This window comes from Thermosynechococcus sp. NK55a (assembly GCF_000505665.1).
Taxonomy (GTDB): Bacteria; Cyanobacteriota; Cyanobacteriia; order Thermosynechococcales; family Thermosynechococcaceae; genus Thermosynechococcus.
The window spans coordinates 86,086-101,728 of record NC_023033.1 but is presented as its reverse complement, the minus strand read 5'-3'; the positions used below and the strand labels follow the sequence as shown (position 1 = coordinate 101,728).

Sequence of the window (15,643 nt, the reverse complement as noted above, 5' to 3'; positions counted from 1 at the left end):
GTTCACCCTACCCCTAGGATTTTTGAGTTGCGGGTAATCCAAATGCAAAAATAGACCTTGAGTTAGAACAATGTTTTTTCAGGTTCCCCTTTGATCCGCTGCTCAAGCCATGCTTGGCGATAGGTGAGTTCTAATTCATTGCCAGTGCGACGAAAAATTTGTGCCTGCTGCAACAGAAAAGCTTGAAAGAGCCGCTGAAAGGCAAGGGCAATAATCGCGACCACCAAGCCAGAGGCGGTACTAATTAAGGCCTCACTAATGCCGAGACCTACCCCCATGGTTGCGGGTGTGCCAATATCCCCCAAGCGAATAGAACTGAGGGCATTAATTAGACCTAGGACTGTTCCCAATAAACCCAGTAGAGGTGCCATCGTAATCGTTGCCTCTAGGACCTTCTCGCCCCGCCGCATAGCACTTAGTTCCTCATCAGCTGCAGCCTCTAGAGCCAAGCGAAAGATTTCTGGGTTGGTGTCAATCAGTTGTAAAGGAGTGTAGAGGAAGCGCCCAATGGGTTGATCACAGGCATTTGCCGCTAACTCAAGCGCCTCTTGCCAATCGTGGCGAGCGGCATCCAGAATTTGCTCCGCCAGTTTGGTTTCTCCTCGGAGAACCATACCCCAAAACCAAAGCCGCTCAAAAATGGTGCCTAAGGTCAAGATCGAGAGGATGAGTAGTGGCCACATGGCCAAGCCACCACGGTTAAAAATTTCAGCGATATTCACGGCCAGTTCCCTGTCAGAGCATCCGACGTTTAGTATAGTCCAGCCGGTGGCGGCAATTGTTTCCCAAATTCTAGCAAACCCTACTGCCAAGGGTTTTGAACCACTGTTGCTGATGTCCTGTCTAATACAGTGATTGCGTTAATGGAGCGATACCTCGCATGAGTGTATCTTTACCCCTATCAGCGGCAACCGCATCAACAGATATCGGGACCCGACCGCAAGTGAACGATCCCGATCGCCCCCTGATTGAGCAGTGCCTTGCCGGGCATCCCAACGGCTTTCGGGAGCTGTATCAACGGCATCAGCAACGGGTGCGATCGCTCCTGTTTCAGTTGTGCGGTGCAGTTGCCCTTGATGATTTGGTGCAGGAGGTTTTCCTGCGGGCATGGAAGGGGCTAAAGGGTCTCAAACACGAGGCAAAGTTTTCGACATGGCTCTACCGGATTGCTTGGAATGTGGCTTGCGACTATCGCCGTCAATTGGCAATGCGCAAATCGCGACATCAGCAATACTTGTATCACAGGGAGTCACTCACCCCTGGACTAGATCTACGGCAATTGCACTATGAAGATTTGGTACAGCGAGGGTTGGCTACATTGCCCTTAGAGTATCGCAGCGTTTTGGTCATGCACGATCTCCAGGGCTTACCCCAAAAAGAAATTGCTGAAATTCTGGGGATTCCAGTGGGTACTGTAAAATCCCGCCTCTTTCGCGCCCGTGGCACCTTGCGGACTTACTTTACCGAAGCCGGAGTCAGCCTATGAAACGTGAACCCCCACCTACGGAGGATAAAAATTTGGTTGAGTTTGTGCAGATGTACGCGGGAACGCCCCCGCTACCGCCTCCCTACTTGGAACAGTGTATTGTTGAAGCCGGTTTGCATCAATATCAGCTGAATAAGCGACGTTGGCAGGTCGTGTCTATTTTGGGGGTTGGCGCGATCGCCACCACCACCGCCAGTGTGTGGTTCCTCAAACCTGCGGCTCAAGTGGCGCAGCAGACACCTGCCGATGGCCTAGAAACCTTCATTGCCACCAATTGGCAAGCGCTGTTTGAGAGTGCGGAACCTGTCACCTTCGAGTGAATCTTTTCTTAGGTAATTCTTGCTTTCATTTTTTCATTTTGCTAATTCGTTTTGTTAACTTTTGACACAGGAGACCACAGCAATGTTGAAAAAATCCCTGACTACCCTTTTGCTCTGTAGCACCCTCAGTTCCTTGGCAGTTGTGTTGCCCACCTTTGCAGGTCCGGCTAACCGTGGCATTGATTGGGGTGCCAAAGTGGAGAATCTCAATCTCACCCCTGAACAACGCCAAAACTTACAGGCGGTGCGGCAGCGATATCAAAGCCAAATAGAGGAAACCCGTGCCCAACTGCGCACTACCCAAGATGAACTGCGGCGGCTCATGGCCAGCAATGCTAGCGATGAGGAAATCCGGGCCAAACATGCCCAAGTGCAACAGCTTCAGCAAAAACTGGCAACATTACGGTTTGAAAGCATGCTGGCCACACGGAAAATTTTGACCCCTGAGCAGCGCCAAGCCCTGGCAGAACGCCTGCAAAACCGTCAGGGTCAGCGGCGACTAGAGCGCTAGGCAACTGTTTTATAGGGCTTTGAGCCCTGTTGGCGGTCAGGGCATCAGGCTCTGGCCCTTTTCTTGCGATTGGCAAAAGTCTATGGCATCCTTACTCCCATATTCCCTGAAGGGCATGGGAAGTCCCGCACTGGGCTTTAAGGCAGGAGAGCCACTCAGCAACTTAAGATCAGCAATTTTGAGCGAGGAAGTTCAGAATCTCTGTAGCGGCGCGATCGACGACGCCAGGAGTGCCCATGGCCGCTCGCATTTCCGCGTAGCCTGCCTGCATGGCCAATCGTTTTTCCGGGTGATCCAATAGGGCAAAAGCTGCCGCGGTGATGTTGTCAATGGTGGCGCGACCCTGTAGGAGCTCAGGGACAATTTCTCTGCCAACCAGTAGATTCGGAGGCGATACAAACTGGAGATCGAATTTGAGGAAGCGCTGATAAAGCCACAAACTCAGGGGATGCACACGGTAGATGACCACTTGGGGCACATTCAAAAGCGCCGTTTCTAAATTCACTGTGCCCGATTTGGCGATCGCCAGATCCGCTGCCGCCAGAACTTGCAGTGAGTCTTCCGCAAGGGTGACGGAAATGGGATATTGCTTGAGAACTGCTTCAATGGCTGGACGATACTGCTGTAGAGACAACGGTAACCAAAAGTGGGCTTTGGGATAGGCTTTAGCGATATTCGTGGCAGCCCCTAAAATCAGTGGCAAGAGGGATTGAATTTCCTGTTTGCGCGAAAGGGGCAATAGGGCGATCGCCAGCTCATCGGCAGCAATGCCCAGACTTTGGCGCGCCACCTCACGACTTGGGGCGGCGGCAATACGATCCAACAGCGGATGCCCTACCCACACCACATTGGCCCCGTGACGGCGATAATAGCTGGCCTCCTCCGGAAAAACGGCCAGCAGGCGATCGCTGAGGGCAACAATCTGCTGGGTCGTCTTGAGGCTATGGGACCAGACCCACTCTTGGGGGGCAATATAATAGACAATTGGAATGGCAAAGTGCCGCCGAATAAACTGCCCCATGGCCACATTGCCACCAATGTAATCAATCAAAACCACCAAGTCCGGCGGATGCTGCTGTAGGTAGCGGCGTGCCTTCAGTTGGAGGGCGATCGTGGGTTTGATCAGGGGCAGGGCTTCTAGCAGTCCTACCGAGCCAAGACTCCCCGTATTAAAGAGCACCTTTGCCCCTGCTGCTGCCATGCGATCGCCCCCAAGGGCAGAAATTTCCAAAGGAATTCCCCGCTCTGCAGCCAGGCGATAGAGTGCCTTCACCAGTAGCGCACCCTGCAAATCCCCGGAAACTTCCCCCGTACTAATGAACAAATGTGCCATCCCTAGCCCCGCACTGCCGCCACTGGTTGACAGAGTTGATCCGCAAATTCCTGTTCACTGGCGGCCATTTCTTGTACGGCTGTGGCCATAATCTCAGGGAGGGATTGTCCTGCTGCATATTGAGCCAACCATTGCTGAGCGGTATTTCCCTGTCGCAGGATTTTCTTGATCGGTGCCAGAAAGCAGCTAAAGCCCTGTGCTTTGGCAATTGGCCAGACCTCCTCATAGAGTTCTGCTATCCAGGCAGCTGCCGTTAGTTGCCGGCGATCGCGCCAGTGGGTCAACACCGCCTCAAGGCTACGTTTTGCAGCAAGCTGCTCATTCTCATCCGCCAGTTGTGCCAAGGTCTCGCGATCGCCCCAGCGCAAAGGATCCAGCTCAGGGGTGTCGAGCAATTGCAGCAGCCGCGCCTCTAGGAGAGCCGTAATGGCCAGTAGGGCAATGGGATCCGTCACCAAATCACAAATGCGCAGTTCCAGACGATTCAGATCGTAGGGCCGGCGATCGCCATTAGGACGCACGGCACTCCAGAGGTGCCGCACATTTTGCATCGTGCCCTGTTGAAGTTGTGCCTCCGTCCACTCAATAAAGTGGGCATGGCTAGTAAATAGGGGCACTTGGGGTGGAGTTTTGGGAAAGATGGCCCACCGGGTGGAGTGATAGCCCGTAACCTGGCCATCGAGAAACGGTGAAGCAGCACTGAGCGCTAGAAACAGGGGTGCCTCCAGCCGCACAAGCCGACAGGCACGCATCAACTCCTCTGGATCCCGCAAACCAATATTGATGTGGACACTGGCCGTCACCACCCGCGTGCCGTAGGTTTGCTCAATGTAGGTGTGATAAGGATTCTGCGGGTCAGAACGATAAAAGCGTTGAGTATCACCAAGACTCAGGGTACTGCCCGGAACCAGCGTGAAATCCCCCAAGGATTGCAGATAGGCCCGCAGCCGAAAGCGGGGGCGCAGCAAGTCACAGAGGGCTTGGTCATAGAGATACACAGGGGGTGTCGTAAATTCCACATTGCGGCTATCCGGTTCACGCACAAACCCCGGCAAGTCCCTCACAATGCGATCCGACAATCCCACAATCTCGCCTGTGGGTTTACCCGTATAGAGTTCAACCTCAAAGCCCTTTGACAGCATGGTAGCCCCTTACTGAGTTGGGTGAATGGGCAACCCCGCGTAAATGGGGAGTTTTTAGATACTTAGTCACAATACCACGCTCTCGCCCTTGCCGCATATATGAACAATATATGAACATTCGTGAAACTGCCACTGTAAGCATAACAATCTGATAGGATAGCCTGTAGTGCAAACTACACTGGCCAGTAGGAGTTTTTGCATGTTTGGTCAGCGGCGAGTCCAAGCAGATGTGCGTGTCGGGCGTCTCTTAGATCAATTGGGGATCCGTTACCAAGTGGATGAGGATGGCGATTATCGTGTTATTTTTGACCTAGGTAACGGGCGATCGCAACAAGCCTTTATTGACTCGCAGACCCAGCAACTGGGCAGCTACGAGATTCGCGATGTCTGGTCAATTGGCTACATCTCCGACGGCTATCTTGACCAGGAGATAGCTAACTATCTCTTAATTGAAAATAGCACTAAGAAAATTGGCGCTTGGGAATTGCGCCCCCTTGCTAATAATAAATACATTGCTGTGTTCTGTAACAAGGTCGCCGCTGATTGTGATGCAGAAGCCCTCAATATGAGTATCCGTATCGTTTTACAGGTGGCTGACGAATTAGAAAAAATTCTTGAGGCGGGCGATCGCCTCTAGTTTTTAGCTGTTCTAACCCATCCTCAGGAATGGTTACCGCCTAGGGTGACTCCAGATGCGAGCTGCTGGCTGATTCAAGCCCGCTGCCGCCACAACTCAACGGGGGTAAATCATTTCAAAAATAGAAAAAGATTTTTTGGGGTGTCCCTGCTGCATATTCCGACTCACTGCGCTGGCTAACACATTAGCTGCGATCGCCAGAAGCGCACCCTAGCGGGTTGGAGTGGACTCAATACTATGTGATATTATGTGCCAAATTAAAAGGAAAACTGAAGCAGCCAAAACCGATGCTCTTCAGAAGGAAGCACACGATTACACTAGCCATCAGCATATATTCATCGCCGTATTGAGCACTTCAGAAATCTACCCTTAGAGATGCTTTCAGAATCCTTTGTTCAAAATCTCACTACTCTTGGCCATAAAACAAAAAGAAAAGGATAAGCAGTGGGGGCATCTCGTTGGGACCGGTCTCGGAATTGCTGCGGCAGCGGGGGTCATCCTACTGCTATCTCAGCTCTTTTTGGGTAATCCATCTTAATTTGAATGGTGAAGCGCCATCCGGAAGAAAAAGCATGTACCACCCTTTTAGGGGGAGACTCTCCCTAAAACGCATCCTACCCCTACCTTGGGCGAAATAAAATGTGGTAGCATATCTGCTCTGGCATTATAGATAGTGTTTAGCTATGCCCAAAGTTCTGGTTTCCGATCCCATTGAACAGGTGGGGCTTGATTTGCTTGCCCAAGTGGCACAAGTAGATGTCAAAATCGGCCTCTCAGAGGAAGAATTGATCAAAATTATTCCCGAATACGATGCCCTCATGATTCGATCGGGAACCAAGGTCACGAAAGATGTGATTGAGGCTGCCAACCAACTGAAAATTATTGGCCGTGCTGGGGTAGGTGTAGATAACGTCGATGTGCCTGCCGCCACTCGCAAAGGGATCATGGTGGTCAACTCTCCGGAGGGCAACACCATTGCTGCTGCGGAGCACACCTTAGCGATGATGCTCTCCCTTGCCCGTCATATTCCCGATGCGAATGCTGCAGTTAAAGCGGGTCAGTGGGATCGCAAACGCTTCACAGGGGTCGAAATTTACAAGAAAACCCTTGGCATTATTGGCTTGGGTAAAATTGGCTCCCATGTAGCCACGGTTGCCCGGGCCATGGGGATGAAACTCCTTGCCTATGACCCCTATCTTTCAACGGAGCGAGCTGAACAACTGGGCTGCCGCCTTGTGGAGTTGGACGTTCTCTTTGCGGAGTCAGACTTTATTACACTGCACTTGCCGAAAACTCCCGAAACGCAGCATTTAATTAACGCCAAAACCATTGCCAAGATGAAACCGACGGCTCGCATTATTAACTGTGCGCGGGGCGGCATCATTGATGAGGCAGCCCTTGTGGAAGCGCTCAAGAGTGGTAGGCTGGCGGGGGCTGCCCTCGATGTCTTTGAAAATGAACCCCTTGAGGCCGATTCTCCCCTGCGGAGTCTGGGAATGGAAGCTATCTTGACTCCCCACTTGGGGGCTTCCACTGAAGAAGCACAGGTGAATGTGGCTATTGATGTTGCTGAGCAAATTCGCGATGTCCTCCTGGGATTGCCGGCGCGATCGGCGGTGAATATTCCCGGCCTGCGCCCAGATGTCCTAGAAAAACTAGCCCCCTATATGCAGTTGGCAGAAACCCTTGGTAACTTGGTGGGGCAGTTGGCTGGTGGCCGGGTCGAGTCTCTGGAAGTCCGTTTGCAAGGAGAACTGGCCACTAATGACAGTCAACCCATTGTGATTGCTGCGCTGAAGGGGTTGCTCTCCCCAGCCTTGCGGGAGCGGGTCAACTATGTCAATGCTGGGTTAGAAGCCAAGGAGCGGGGAATTCGCGTAGTTGAGACTCGCGATGAATCGCAGCGCGACTATGCTGGCTCCCTGACGTTGATTGCCAAAAGCCCATCGGTGACGCGCTCGGTGTCTGGAGCTTTGCTCTCCCACAATGAATTGCGCATCACCAGTATTGATGACTTTCCCATTAGTGTGGCGCCAACCCGTTATATGCTGCTGACACTGCACCGCGATATGCCCGGCATTATTGGGAAGATTGGCACCCAGTTGGGGAGTTTCAATGTCAACATTGCCAGTATGCAGGTGGGACGCAAGATGGTGCGCGGCAATGCGGTGATGGTGATTAGCTTGGACGATCCCCTACCCGAAGGACTCTTGGAGGAAATCCTCAAGGTCCCCGGTATTCGTGATGCCTATATCGTGAATTTGTAGGCACGGTTGTGGTGCAGCGTTGGTGGGAAATTACCGTCACTTGCCAAGCTGAGGCGGAAGAGCTGGTCTATTGGCGCCTTCAATCCTTTGGCTGTCAAGGAACGGCAACTCAACTACAGCAGGGACGGGTGTTGATCCAAGGCTATGTGCCGCAGCAGCAGGTGACCTTACTGGACATTGCTGCCCTAGGGGTTTGGATTGAGCAGGATGTGGTGGCGCAGGGCTATCTCTCGCCAAAACTCCACTGGCAATTGGTGAACGAGCAGGATTGGGCCCATAGCTGGCAAGCCTATTGGCATCCGATAGCCGTGGGCGATCGCCTCCTGATTTGTCCCGCTTGGGAAATGCCGCCCCGCGATAACACGCGCTTGGTGATCAAACTGGATCCCGGCATGGCCTTTGGCACAGGCACCCACGAAACCACCCAGCTTTGCCTTGAAGCCCTAGAGATGCAGTTGGATCAGACCTTTGAGCCGCTGCCGCCTACGGTGATTGCTGATATTGGCTGTGGTAGCGGTATTCTGGCGATCGCCAGCCTCTCGCTGGGGGCACAAAAAGCCTATGCCGTGGATACCTCGGATCTTGCTGTCACCGCCACTCAACGGAATGCAGAACTGAATGGCATTGGAGCCGACCAGTTGATTGTCCGCCAAGGCAGTTGGGAGCAAGTTCTCGAACTCGTTGATGGGGTCGTCTGTAACATTTTGGCACCCGTGATTATTGAGATTCTGCCCCACTTGCCCGCAATTGTGAAACCCAAGGGCTGGGGTATCTTTAGTGGCATTCTCTTGGATCAAGCAGATCGTGTTGCAGAACAACTGAAACAGCAGGGCTGGAGCTTGGGCAGTGTCTGGCGACGGAACGAGTGGTGTTGTCTCAATGCGCGCTTTGAGCATTTGCCCGACTAAAGGGAGCTAGCTTTTCACCTTCGCCGCCGGTCGCACCAAAGAATAGGAGGTCATCACTTCCTGATAACAGGCCTCTAGGCGATCCAAGTTGTGACTAAGGCTATAGCGCTGCAGCACGCGTTGACGGGCTTTGTCCCCCAGGAGGCGAATCATTTCCGGATGTTGATAAAAAATGGGCAGCAGCGCTTGCAACTGCGTTTTCACATACTGGGGATTCAAGACAATGCCGGCACCGGTTAACACTTCACCATCAGCACCGACATCAGTGGCCAGGCAGGCCAAGCCACAGGCCATTGCCTCTAGCAGCGAAAGGGATAACCCCTCAATTTGTGAGGGCAGGATGAAGACATCACAGCCACGTAAAATTTGCAGCCGCTCTTGATCATTGATAATCGAGCCAAGCCAGAGAATATTTTGCTCCGGGCCATAATTCGCCATCAGTGAGGTCATCAGCGCACCACCCCCCACCATCAGCAACTTACAATCCGAGGGCATTTCTGCTGCGCACCAAGCGCGCAGGAGCGCTTCAACATTTTTCTCAATGGCCATCCGCCCTTGGTAGACATAGAGGTAGCGCGCTTTAAAGTCCTCTTTGGCCGTAGAAGGTCCTGGGGTATATTTGCGCGTATCCACCCCATTGGGAATCACTCGCAGGGTCTCAGCACCGACCCCAAGACGAATTAGCAGTTCCTTTTGCGATTGAGAAAAGACAATCACGCGGTCATAGCGAGCTAAAAAGGGGGCATAGAGCTGGTAAGTCATCAAGGCGGTGCCCGCCGTTAGGGTACGATACTTTTCGCTATAGGCAGGATGAAATGTGGCAACTAGGGGAATCTTTAACTCTTCGCAGATGTCGGGAAGAAAGAAATCGAGGGGGGACAGGGTCAATGAGGCGTGGACAATATCGGGTTTAAGTTTCTTGAGGGATTCAACCAGAACTTTGTTGGCTCGCAGGGAGGGCAGGGTATAGACTTGCGATTTATAGAGGCAAGGGAGCGTTACATCTGGCATCTCACCTTCGCGCTCGGCTTCCTGCTCATCCTCTTGGGCAAAATGCAGAAAGCTCACCTGATAACCGCGATCCAATAGGCCATTGGTAATTTCACGACTATAGGTGACATTGCCACAGGGGGGAGATTTTTTGCCAAGCCACGCGATATGTAAAGCCACAATTATTGATTCCTTATTTATGCGTTGTCCATGGAGCCTATTTATAGAGCAGTGGTACCCACTTGATCAATGATGCGAATGGGACCATTGACATCGCCGCTGAGAAACTGCCGTAAATAGGGATTATCTGTTGTCTGAGCTTCCCTTTGGGTTCCCTCCCAATAAATGCGCCCTTGATAGAGCAAAATCAAGCGATCGCCCGTGCGTTTAATCGTACTGTTTTGGTGGGTCACGACAACGTAGGCATGCCCCGTCTTCTGCTGTAATTCACGAATCAGATCCTCAATCACTGTCGAGGCAATGGGATCTAACCCTGCCGTTGGCTCATCGTAAAGCAGGAGATAGGGATCATCATCGGGGTCTTCCGGATTATCGACAATGGCACGGGCAAAGCTGACTCGCTTGCGCATTCCCCCAGACAACTGCGCTGGGTAGAGGTCTTCCATGCCAGAGAGACCGACCATCGCCAGTTTTTCACTGACAATTTCACGAATGCGGGCTTCGGGCAAACGGGTGTGCTGGTATAAATAAAAGCCAACATTCTCAGCAACCGTGAGAGAGTCAAAGAGGGCAGATTGCTGAAAGACCATGCTCATGCGCAACCGGCACAGACCATCCTGGCGCAAGCCTTGGCGGCGTTTACCGGCCACATAAACTTCGCCCCGATCAGGAGCGAGCAACCCAGCAATAATCCGCAGAATCGTTGACTTGCCAGTCCCAGAAGGTCCCAGAATCACAAGGGCATCCTGGGGATAAATCACTAAATCCACATCATTGAGGACATGCTTATTGCCAAAGGTTTTGCAGACACCGCGCAGCTCTACCAATGGTTCGGCCATGTGATCTATCCTTTAGCCAAAGGCTTCTAGTTGTAGATCTTCGATCGCTTGTAGTCCCCGTGCATCCCCCAGCTTAAACAGCGCTGCTTTGGCATCTTCTTGGACGCCCATATCACTGTCTTGTAGGGCAGCAATCAGTTGATCAATGGCTTGTGTGTAAAGGGGCCCAAGGGGAATTTTGCGACAGGCATGACCTAAGGCCCAAGCACAGTTACTACGCACAGCAGCGATCTCGTCCTGAGCCAAGGCGAGGGCAAGGGCAGGAATGGCAACCGTGGCCGCCTCTTCACTTGCTTCTGCCACCTGACCCAAGGAACTAGCTGCCCACAGGCGCACGGCAGAAATATCCGTTTGCAGGGCATGAATCAAGGGGTCAAGGGTTCGGCGATAAATTTCTGGCAAGGGAAAGCGGACACCACAGTTGCCCAAGGCCCAAACAATGCCTTTGCGGACATAGCCATTCCAGTCTCGCTCCAATTGCTGAATGAGGGCATCCACCGCTGCCAAACTGGGGTTACGGCCAAGGGCATAGGCCGCACTGACGCGAACAAGGGGACAGGGTTCTTGCAGGAGATGGATGAGATAGGGTGTGGCGCGTTCATCCTGCAATTCGCAAAAGGCGCGAGCCGCCAACATCCGCTCTGTCACGTCGGCAGAGGTCAGCAGGGGCAGCATGGCTTCAGGATCGGGGCGATCGCTTTCCTCATTCGGTAGCGCCGCTAGTGCATCCTCGGAACTGTCCAGAAGGGGGAAATCATTGTCATCCATACTGTTTAATCTACAGGATGCTTGGAATCCCGACTAGAGCGCACCGTTGACTTCCCCCCGAAAGCCATAGATTTGACGAGTGCCACCAAAGGCCACTAGTTGCACCACCCGCTCATCCCCCGGCTCAAAGCGAATGGCTGTGCCAGCGGGAATATCTAAGCGCATTCCTCGCGCTTGTTCACGATCAAACTGGAGGGCCGGATTGACTTCGTAAAAGTGGTAGTGAGATCCCACTTGAATCGGGCGATCGCCCCTATTGGCGACCGTTAAAGTCACCGTTGGCCGGCCAGCATTAAGTTCAATGGTTCCCTCTGCGGGGATCAGTTCACCGGGAATCATGGGGGTCTCAGCCCATCTCTCAAGGTATCCCTATCCTAGGGGTAGAGGCGCACCCGCTGCCAGTGGTCTCCCTGGCGACGATAGCACAGGCGATCGTGGAGGCGATTGGGTCGCCCTTGCCAAAATTCAATCAGAGTTGGGAGGACACGATAGCCTCCCCAATGCGGTGGCCGAGGGACATTTTCGCCGTAGCGGGCTTCCACTGCCGCAAGGCGGGCTTCCAGCTCGGCGTAGGACTCTAAAACCTCACTCTGCTCGGATGCCCATGCCCCCCAACGGCTACCCAGGGGACGACTTTGAAAGTAGGCATCAGACTCCGCTGCACTAATTTGCTCAACATTGCCCTCAATGCGCACCTGCCGCTCTAGCTCTGCCCACCAAAACACAAGGGCGGCCTTGGGATGGGCGGCCAATTCCCGACCTTTGCGACTGCGATAGTTCGTGAAAAAGACAAACCCGCGATCGTCCACTTCTTTGAGCAACACTAGTCGGGCAGTGGGCATCCCATCAAGACCAACTGTGGCCAGTGTCATCGCATTGGGTTCTGGTAACTCGGCGTTGACAGCATCCGTAAACCAGAGGCGAAACTGTTCGATGGGATCCTCGGCAGCCTCGCTTTCGAGGAGACGCTGACGACGGTAATCACGGCGCAGATCAGCAATGCGGGTCATGGGTTTTCTTTGGACTTCTTGCTTGGGGATTCTTCACTCATCCTAGAGGATTCCACGGGCGATCGCCGCCAGAGGGCGCGGAAAAAATAGCTCAGCAGTAAAAAAGTCACACCAAACCCCATGAATAGGAGTACTCGCCCCACCGGCGCAAGATTGAGGAGATCAACAAAGAAAAGCCGCCCTAAAGTAGTGATGAGGGTGATTAAAGCCACAGTGCGCACGGCGGAGCTGTCCCGTTGCAACCCAGCGATGAGCAGTCCCACGCCAAAGAGTCCCCACACAAGGGTGGCTGCCCCCGTGCCCAAGGGTGCTAGTTCGTGCTGAATCCAGATCATCGTCACCCCGTAGCCTAAGGTCCAGTACAGGGGGCGGGTGGGTGGGGGCAAAAAACGAATACTGACTGCTGCGGCGCCAAGCACCACCAAATGGGTGGCAAAAGCCAGATTCCACAGCGGGGGGCGATCGGCAGCGGTAAAAAGCAGTTGACCAACAAAGCCAAGGCTGAGTAGTCCCCACCAAAGATGGGCAATAACCCGCAGGGGGCGCGAGCAATAGTGTTGGCTTAGATAATGCAAAATCAGCCCTTCGATCGCCAGGGGTGCGAGGATAAAGCGATTGCTGTAGTAACGAACAACAATGCCAAAGGCAATCAGCACAAGTCCCGTCAAGCTATAGACCCAGCGCCAAGGGTGCGGTAGGCGTCGCCAGAGCAGACTGGTTCCGAGGTAGAGTACCCCAAAAAGGATAAACACCCGCCCCGTTATCGTTGCTGACCACTCCCAGAGGGAAGCACTTAAGCTGAGGGCAATCACTGGGTTAAAAGGGGCGATCGTTTGACCGTAGGGTTGTGGGGAAGTCTTTTGGGGGCGATATAGCTCCACTGCCCTGTTGCGATCGCGCCACTGATACCAAGGGGGCAATACCGTAAAGCCCAACCAAGTCAACGCCAGAATTCCCTGTAACGCCACCATCTGATCAAGGTGCTGAGTGGTCATAGACACCCTTAACATCACCCATCCCAGCCAAAAGGCTGACAGCAGGAGCGATCGCCAGCCCTTCACTGCATAAATTGCCCAACTGCCTAAGAGGATTAAAAAGGTGTAACTGGCCAAGGCCAAAGGACGACTCATCTCTGGGTTGTAGAGCAGCAAGGGGGTCCCTAGGCCACCAACCCCACCAATCACTGCAAAAATGGCTCGATTTTGGCGCAAGGACATGAAAAACGCCCCGAGGGTCACCAACACCATCAATGGGAAAGCCACCCCCCAAGGCATGACGCTCAAAAACTGATAGGCAGCAAAGATCGTCAGGTAATAGGTTGCGAGGCCACCCCCCTGCAAAAACTGGCTAAAGATAGCTCGCCGCTGCAACCGCCAGCCCAACCCCATCAAGGCAGTGCCGATCACCAAACCCATGGCAACCAGAACCGCATCGGTAATCCAGCCCAATTCAACGGCATACCGAAAGAGAAAACCAATCCCCAACAGCAGCAGGCCAATGCCAAGACGGTTGAGCCACAGTTCCCAATTTTGTAGCCAGTCAGGTTGGGAAGGCGTCACTGGACGTAGGGGTGCCACCGATGGGAATTCAGGAGCTGGGGGTTGCGCTTTGATCGCAGCCGGTTCCTCCGGTGGCGTTGATTGGGTTGCAAGTTCTGGGACTCCAGAAGAGGAGAGGTCTTCACGGAAAATAGCGGTTTGCAAAATCTCGAGCGATCGCTGGAGAGCAGCCACAGCGGCTTCTAAGTTCTCCAGACGACGCCGCAAGTCATCCCTGTCTTCCATCATCTGGCTCCCTACGGACGATATCCCCGTTTTATGTGCTACAAGGGAGGGCAATTCCTTGGGCAATGCACTTTATGAAGTGGCTGGACGAGCACCCCAACAGGAGTAAAAGGGCAACAAAATTGGGTCAGAAATCGTCCTGTAACACACAGAAAAGGTTACAAAAAGCAAATTTTCTATTTCAGAAAAATTTTTATTTTTAGTGATCTGAGTCACAAAGACATTCGGAAATTAAAAACAATTTATTAAAGGTTTATAAAATTTTCTTATTTTCTTTTGCCAACTGTAAATTCCGTCAATGTGCCAGTCTGCGTAGGTTTTACCGACTTCAGCGGTTTTTTATTCTCTTTCAAAATGTTTGTCACGAACAAAATGCTCCTGATGCTTGATTCTAGGCCTTCGTGGTAGGTTGAAACAGTTCCGCGATGAGAGCGAACACGGCACCAGTAGGGGTTACCCCTGTGTGATGTTGGTGCCCTACTGTCCAGCCGTATGGATGCCCTTTTTAACGGACGCCTATGAAAAAAACGCTTTATGTGGGTCTGACAACAACCACGTTGGCTGTGTTGGGAATGCTTTCCAGTAGCCGTGCAACTACAAGCACGCCAGCCCCAGAATCTGTTTCAGCCCCCGCCGCCGTTGCCACCAAAGTTGGGGAACGCCAAGCCACTGCTCCAGCGACAACGCCAGCGATCGCCAGTCTCCATCGTCACCAACAGCAAGGCCGCGAAGCCGTAACCGTCTACTTGCGGGGGATTCCGGTACTCACCTTCTTGGGGCAGCGGCTAGCAGCCACGGAGAGGGTCAAAGTCGCTGCCGCTAATAGCGCTGGCATGCCAGAGCAAACCACCCTCTCAGAGGCAGCCCAACAGGCAACCCTTCTCACCGCTCGCCTCAATCAGCTCCACGAACAGGGCTTTGACGCCAATCTTGTGCGTGTGCGTTGGGATGCCCAACAACAGAACTATCGCATCTACGCCGATAAAGAACCTCTCCTGACCCTAAACAATCAGGTAATACTCCCGAATAGTTCACAACGCAGCGCTGAAAACGCCCTGCGAATTACCAATCTGATCCGACGCCAGTTGGGCAATGCTCCTGCTTTAACCAGCGTAGAGGGCAGCCCAAATACAGTTGTGGCCATGGGGCCAATTCGGATGCAGTTTACGGGCATTGCCTCGTGGTATGGCCCCGGCTTCCATGGTGCCCGCACCGCCAATGGTGAGCGATTTGATCAAAATGCCCTGACGGCTGCCCATCGCACACTGCCCTTTGGGAAACGGGTGCGGGTGACCAATCTCCAAAATGGCCGCTCAGTGGTGGTGCGGATTAACGATCGCGGGCCCTTTACGGGAGGGCGGGAAATTGACCTCTCGCGGGGGGCTGCTGCTGCCATTGGCCTCATTGGTGCCGGTGTCGGATATGTACGCATTGACGTTTTGGACTAACCCCCACCCCCCAAGGGCAA

At 53.2% G+C, this 15,643-nt stretch carries 16 protein-coding genes; 7 read left to right on the top strand and 9 right to left on the bottom strand.

The genetic code is table 11. The features are described from left to right. Positions 1–62: 62 nt before the first annotated feature. Positions 63–722 (bottom strand): MotA/TolQ/ExbB proton channel family protein, encoded by a 660-nt coding sequence (locus tag NK55_RS00475; RefSeq protein ID WP_024123905.1) that lies wholly within the window; start codon positions 720–722, stop codon positions 63–65. 158 nt (positions 723–880) lie between these two features. Here NK55_RS00475 and NK55_RS00470 point away from each other — a divergent pair, with 158 nt between their 5' ends. From NK55_RS00470 to NK55_RS00460, 3 genes are all read left to right on the top strand, one after another. Further along, complete coding sequence (locus tag NK55_RS00470; protein ID WP_024123904.1) at positions 881–1,486, top strand: sigma-70 family RNA polymerase sigma factor; 606 nt, start codon at positions 881–883, stop codon at positions 1,484–1,486. Next, positions 1,483–1,806, top strand: coding sequence for a hypothetical protein (locus NK55_RS00465; RefSeq protein WP_041428846.1), 324 nt, complete (start codon positions 1,483–1,485; stop codon positions 1,804–1,806). Before NK55_RS00470 ends, NK55_RS00465 begins: the two co-directional genes overlap by 4 nt. An 82-nt stretch (positions 1,807–1,888) precedes the next feature. After that, the gene (locus NK55_RS00460) at positions 1,889–2,317 is read left to right on the top strand and encodes a Spy/CpxP family protein refolding chaperone (protein WP_024123902.1); all 429 of its coding nucleotides are present in this window, start codon (positions 1,889–1,891) and stop codon (positions 2,315–2,317) included. 169 nt (positions 2,318–2,486) lie between these two features. Here NK55_RS00460 and lpxB read toward each other — a convergent pair whose 3' ends face one another. Then, a complete protein-coding gene (lpxB, locus tag NK55_RS00455; protein WP_041428844.1) occupies positions 2,487–3,650 on the bottom strand; it encodes a lipid-A-disaccharide synthase in 1,164 nt (387 codons plus the stop codon). A gap of 2 nt (positions 3,651–3,652) precedes the next feature. After that, on the bottom strand, positions 3,653–4,792 hold the full coding sequence (gshA, locus tag NK55_RS00450) for a glutamate--cysteine ligase (RefSeq protein WP_024123900.1): 1,140 nt from the start codon (positions 4,790–4,792) through the stop codon (positions 3,653–3,655). Positions 4,793–4,991: 199 nt separating this feature from the next. Between gshA and NK55_RS00445 the strand changes: the two genes are divergently transcribed. From NK55_RS00445 to prmA, 3 genes are all read left to right on the top strand, one after another. Then, on the top strand, positions 4,992–5,429 hold the full coding sequence (locus NK55_RS00445) for a hypothetical protein (RefSeq protein ID WP_024123899.1): 438 nt from the start codon (positions 4,992–4,994) through the stop codon (positions 5,427–5,429). A gap of 683 nt (positions 5,430–6,112) precedes the next feature. Further along, complete coding sequence (gene serA / locus NK55_RS00440; RefSeq protein ID WP_024123898.1) at positions 6,113–7,696, top strand: phosphoglycerate dehydrogenase; 1,584 nt, start codon at positions 6,113–6,115, stop codon at positions 7,694–7,696. Between the two features lie 8 nt (positions 7,697–7,704). Beyond that, positions 7,705–8,604 (top strand): 50S ribosomal protein L11 methyltransferase, encoded by a 900-nt coding sequence (gene prmA, locus NK55_RS00435; protein ID WP_024123897.1) that lies wholly within the window; start codon positions 7,705–7,707, stop codon positions 8,602–8,604. A 6-nt stretch (positions 8,605–8,610) separates the two neighbouring features. On the opposite strand, the gene NK55_RS00430 is transcribed toward prmA, so the two are convergent. Genes NK55_RS00430 through NK55_RS00405 form a run of 6 tightly spaced genes read right to left on the bottom strand, consistent with a single transcriptional unit; the run spans position 8,611 to position 14,178 of the window. Further along, positions 8,611–9,774: a glycosyltransferase family 4 protein gene (locus tag NK55_RS00430; protein WP_024123896.1), complete on the bottom strand. Its 1,164-nt coding sequence runs from the start codon at positions 9,772–9,774 to the stop codon at positions 8,611–8,613. A 41-nt stretch (positions 9,775–9,815) separates the two neighbouring features. Beyond that, positions 9,816–10,613: an ABC transporter ATP-binding protein gene (locus NK55_RS00425; protein ID WP_024123895.1), complete on the bottom strand. Its 798-nt coding sequence runs from the start codon at positions 10,611–10,613 to the stop codon at positions 9,816–9,818. A 12-nt stretch (positions 10,614–10,625) separates the two neighbouring features. Next, positions 10,626–11,381 (bottom strand): HEAT repeat domain-containing protein, encoded by a 756-nt coding sequence (locus NK55_RS00420; RefSeq protein ID WP_024123894.1) that lies wholly within the window; start codon positions 11,379–11,381, stop codon positions 10,626–10,628. Positions 11,382–11,414: 33 nt separating this feature from the next. Continuing rightward, a complete protein-coding gene (locus NK55_RS00415) occupies positions 11,415–11,720 on the bottom strand; it encodes an urease subunit beta (protein ID WP_024123893.1) in 306 nt (101 codons plus the stop codon). Positions 11,721–11,755: 35 nt separating this feature from the next. After that, positions 11,756–12,391 carry a pyridoxamine 5'-phosphate oxidase gene (pdxH, locus tag NK55_RS00410; protein WP_024123892.1) on the bottom strand — a complete coding sequence of 212 codons (636 nt, stop codon included), beginning with the start codon at positions 12,389–12,391 and terminating at the stop codon, positions 11,756–11,758. Next, complete coding sequence (locus NK55_RS00405) at positions 12,388–14,178, bottom strand: DUF2339 domain-containing protein (protein ID WP_024123891.1); 1,791 nt, start codon at positions 14,176–14,178, stop codon at positions 12,388–12,390. Before NK55_RS00405 ends, pdxH begins: the two co-directional genes overlap by 4 nt. A 515-nt stretch (positions 14,179–14,693) precedes the next feature. Here NK55_RS00405 and NK55_RS14130 point away from each other — a divergent pair. Continuing rightward, positions 14,694–15,623 carry a septal ring lytic transglycosylase RlpA family protein gene (locus NK55_RS14130; RefSeq protein WP_024123890.1) on the top strand — a complete coding sequence of 310 codons (930 nt, stop codon included), beginning with the start codon at positions 14,694–14,696 and terminating at the stop codon, positions 15,621–15,623. Positions 15,624–15,643: the final 20 nt, after the last annotated feature.

Coding starts and splice junctions, on each gene's coding strand:
- NK55_RS00470 (WP_024123904.1), top strand. CDS start 881: ATGAGTGTATCTTTACCCCTATCAGCGGCAACCGCATCAACAGATATC.
- NK55_RS00465 (WP_041428846.1), top strand. CDS start 1,483: ATGAAACGTGAACCCCCACCTACGGAGGATAAAAATTTGGTTGAGTTT.
- NK55_RS00460 (WP_024123902.1), top strand. CDS start 1,889: ATGTTGAAAAAATCCCTGACTACCCTTTTGCTCTGTAGCACCCTCAGT.
- lpxB (WP_041428844.1), bottom strand. CDS start 3,650: ATGGCACATTTGTTCATTAGTACGGGGGAAGTTTCCGGGGATTTGCAG.
- gshA (WP_024123900.1), bottom strand. CDS start 4,792: ATGCTGTCAAAGGGCTTTGAGGTTGAACTCTATACGGGTAAACCCACA.
- NK55_RS00445 (WP_024123899.1), top strand. CDS start 4,992: ATGTTTGGTCAGCGGCGAGTCCAAGCAGATGTGCGTGTCGGGCGTCTC.
- serA (WP_024123898.1), top strand. CDS start 6,113: ATGCCCAAAGTTCTGGTTTCCGATCCCATTGAACAGGTGGGGCTTGAT.
- NK55_RS00425 (WP_024123895.1), bottom strand. CDS start 10,613: ATGGCCGAACCATTGGTAGAGCTGCGCGGTGTCTGCAAAACCTTTGGC.
- NK55_RS00420 (WP_024123894.1), bottom strand. CDS start 11,381: ATGGATGACAATGATTTCCCCCTTCTGGACAGTTCCGAGGATGCACTA.
- NK55_RS00415 (WP_024123893.1), bottom strand. CDS start 11,720: ATGATTCCCGGTGAACTGATCCCCGCAGAGGGAACCATTGAACTTAAT.
- pdxH (WP_024123892.1), bottom strand. CDS start 12,391: ATGACCCGCATTGCTGATCTGCGCCGTGATTACCGTCGTCAGCGTCTC.
- NK55_RS00405 (WP_024123891.1), bottom strand. CDS start 14,178: ATGATGGAAGACAGGGATGACTTGCGGCGTCGTCTGGAGAACTTAGAA.
- NK55_RS14130 (WP_024123890.1), top strand. CDS start 14,694: ATGAAAAAAACGCTTTATGTGGGTCTGACAACAACCACGTTGGCTGTG.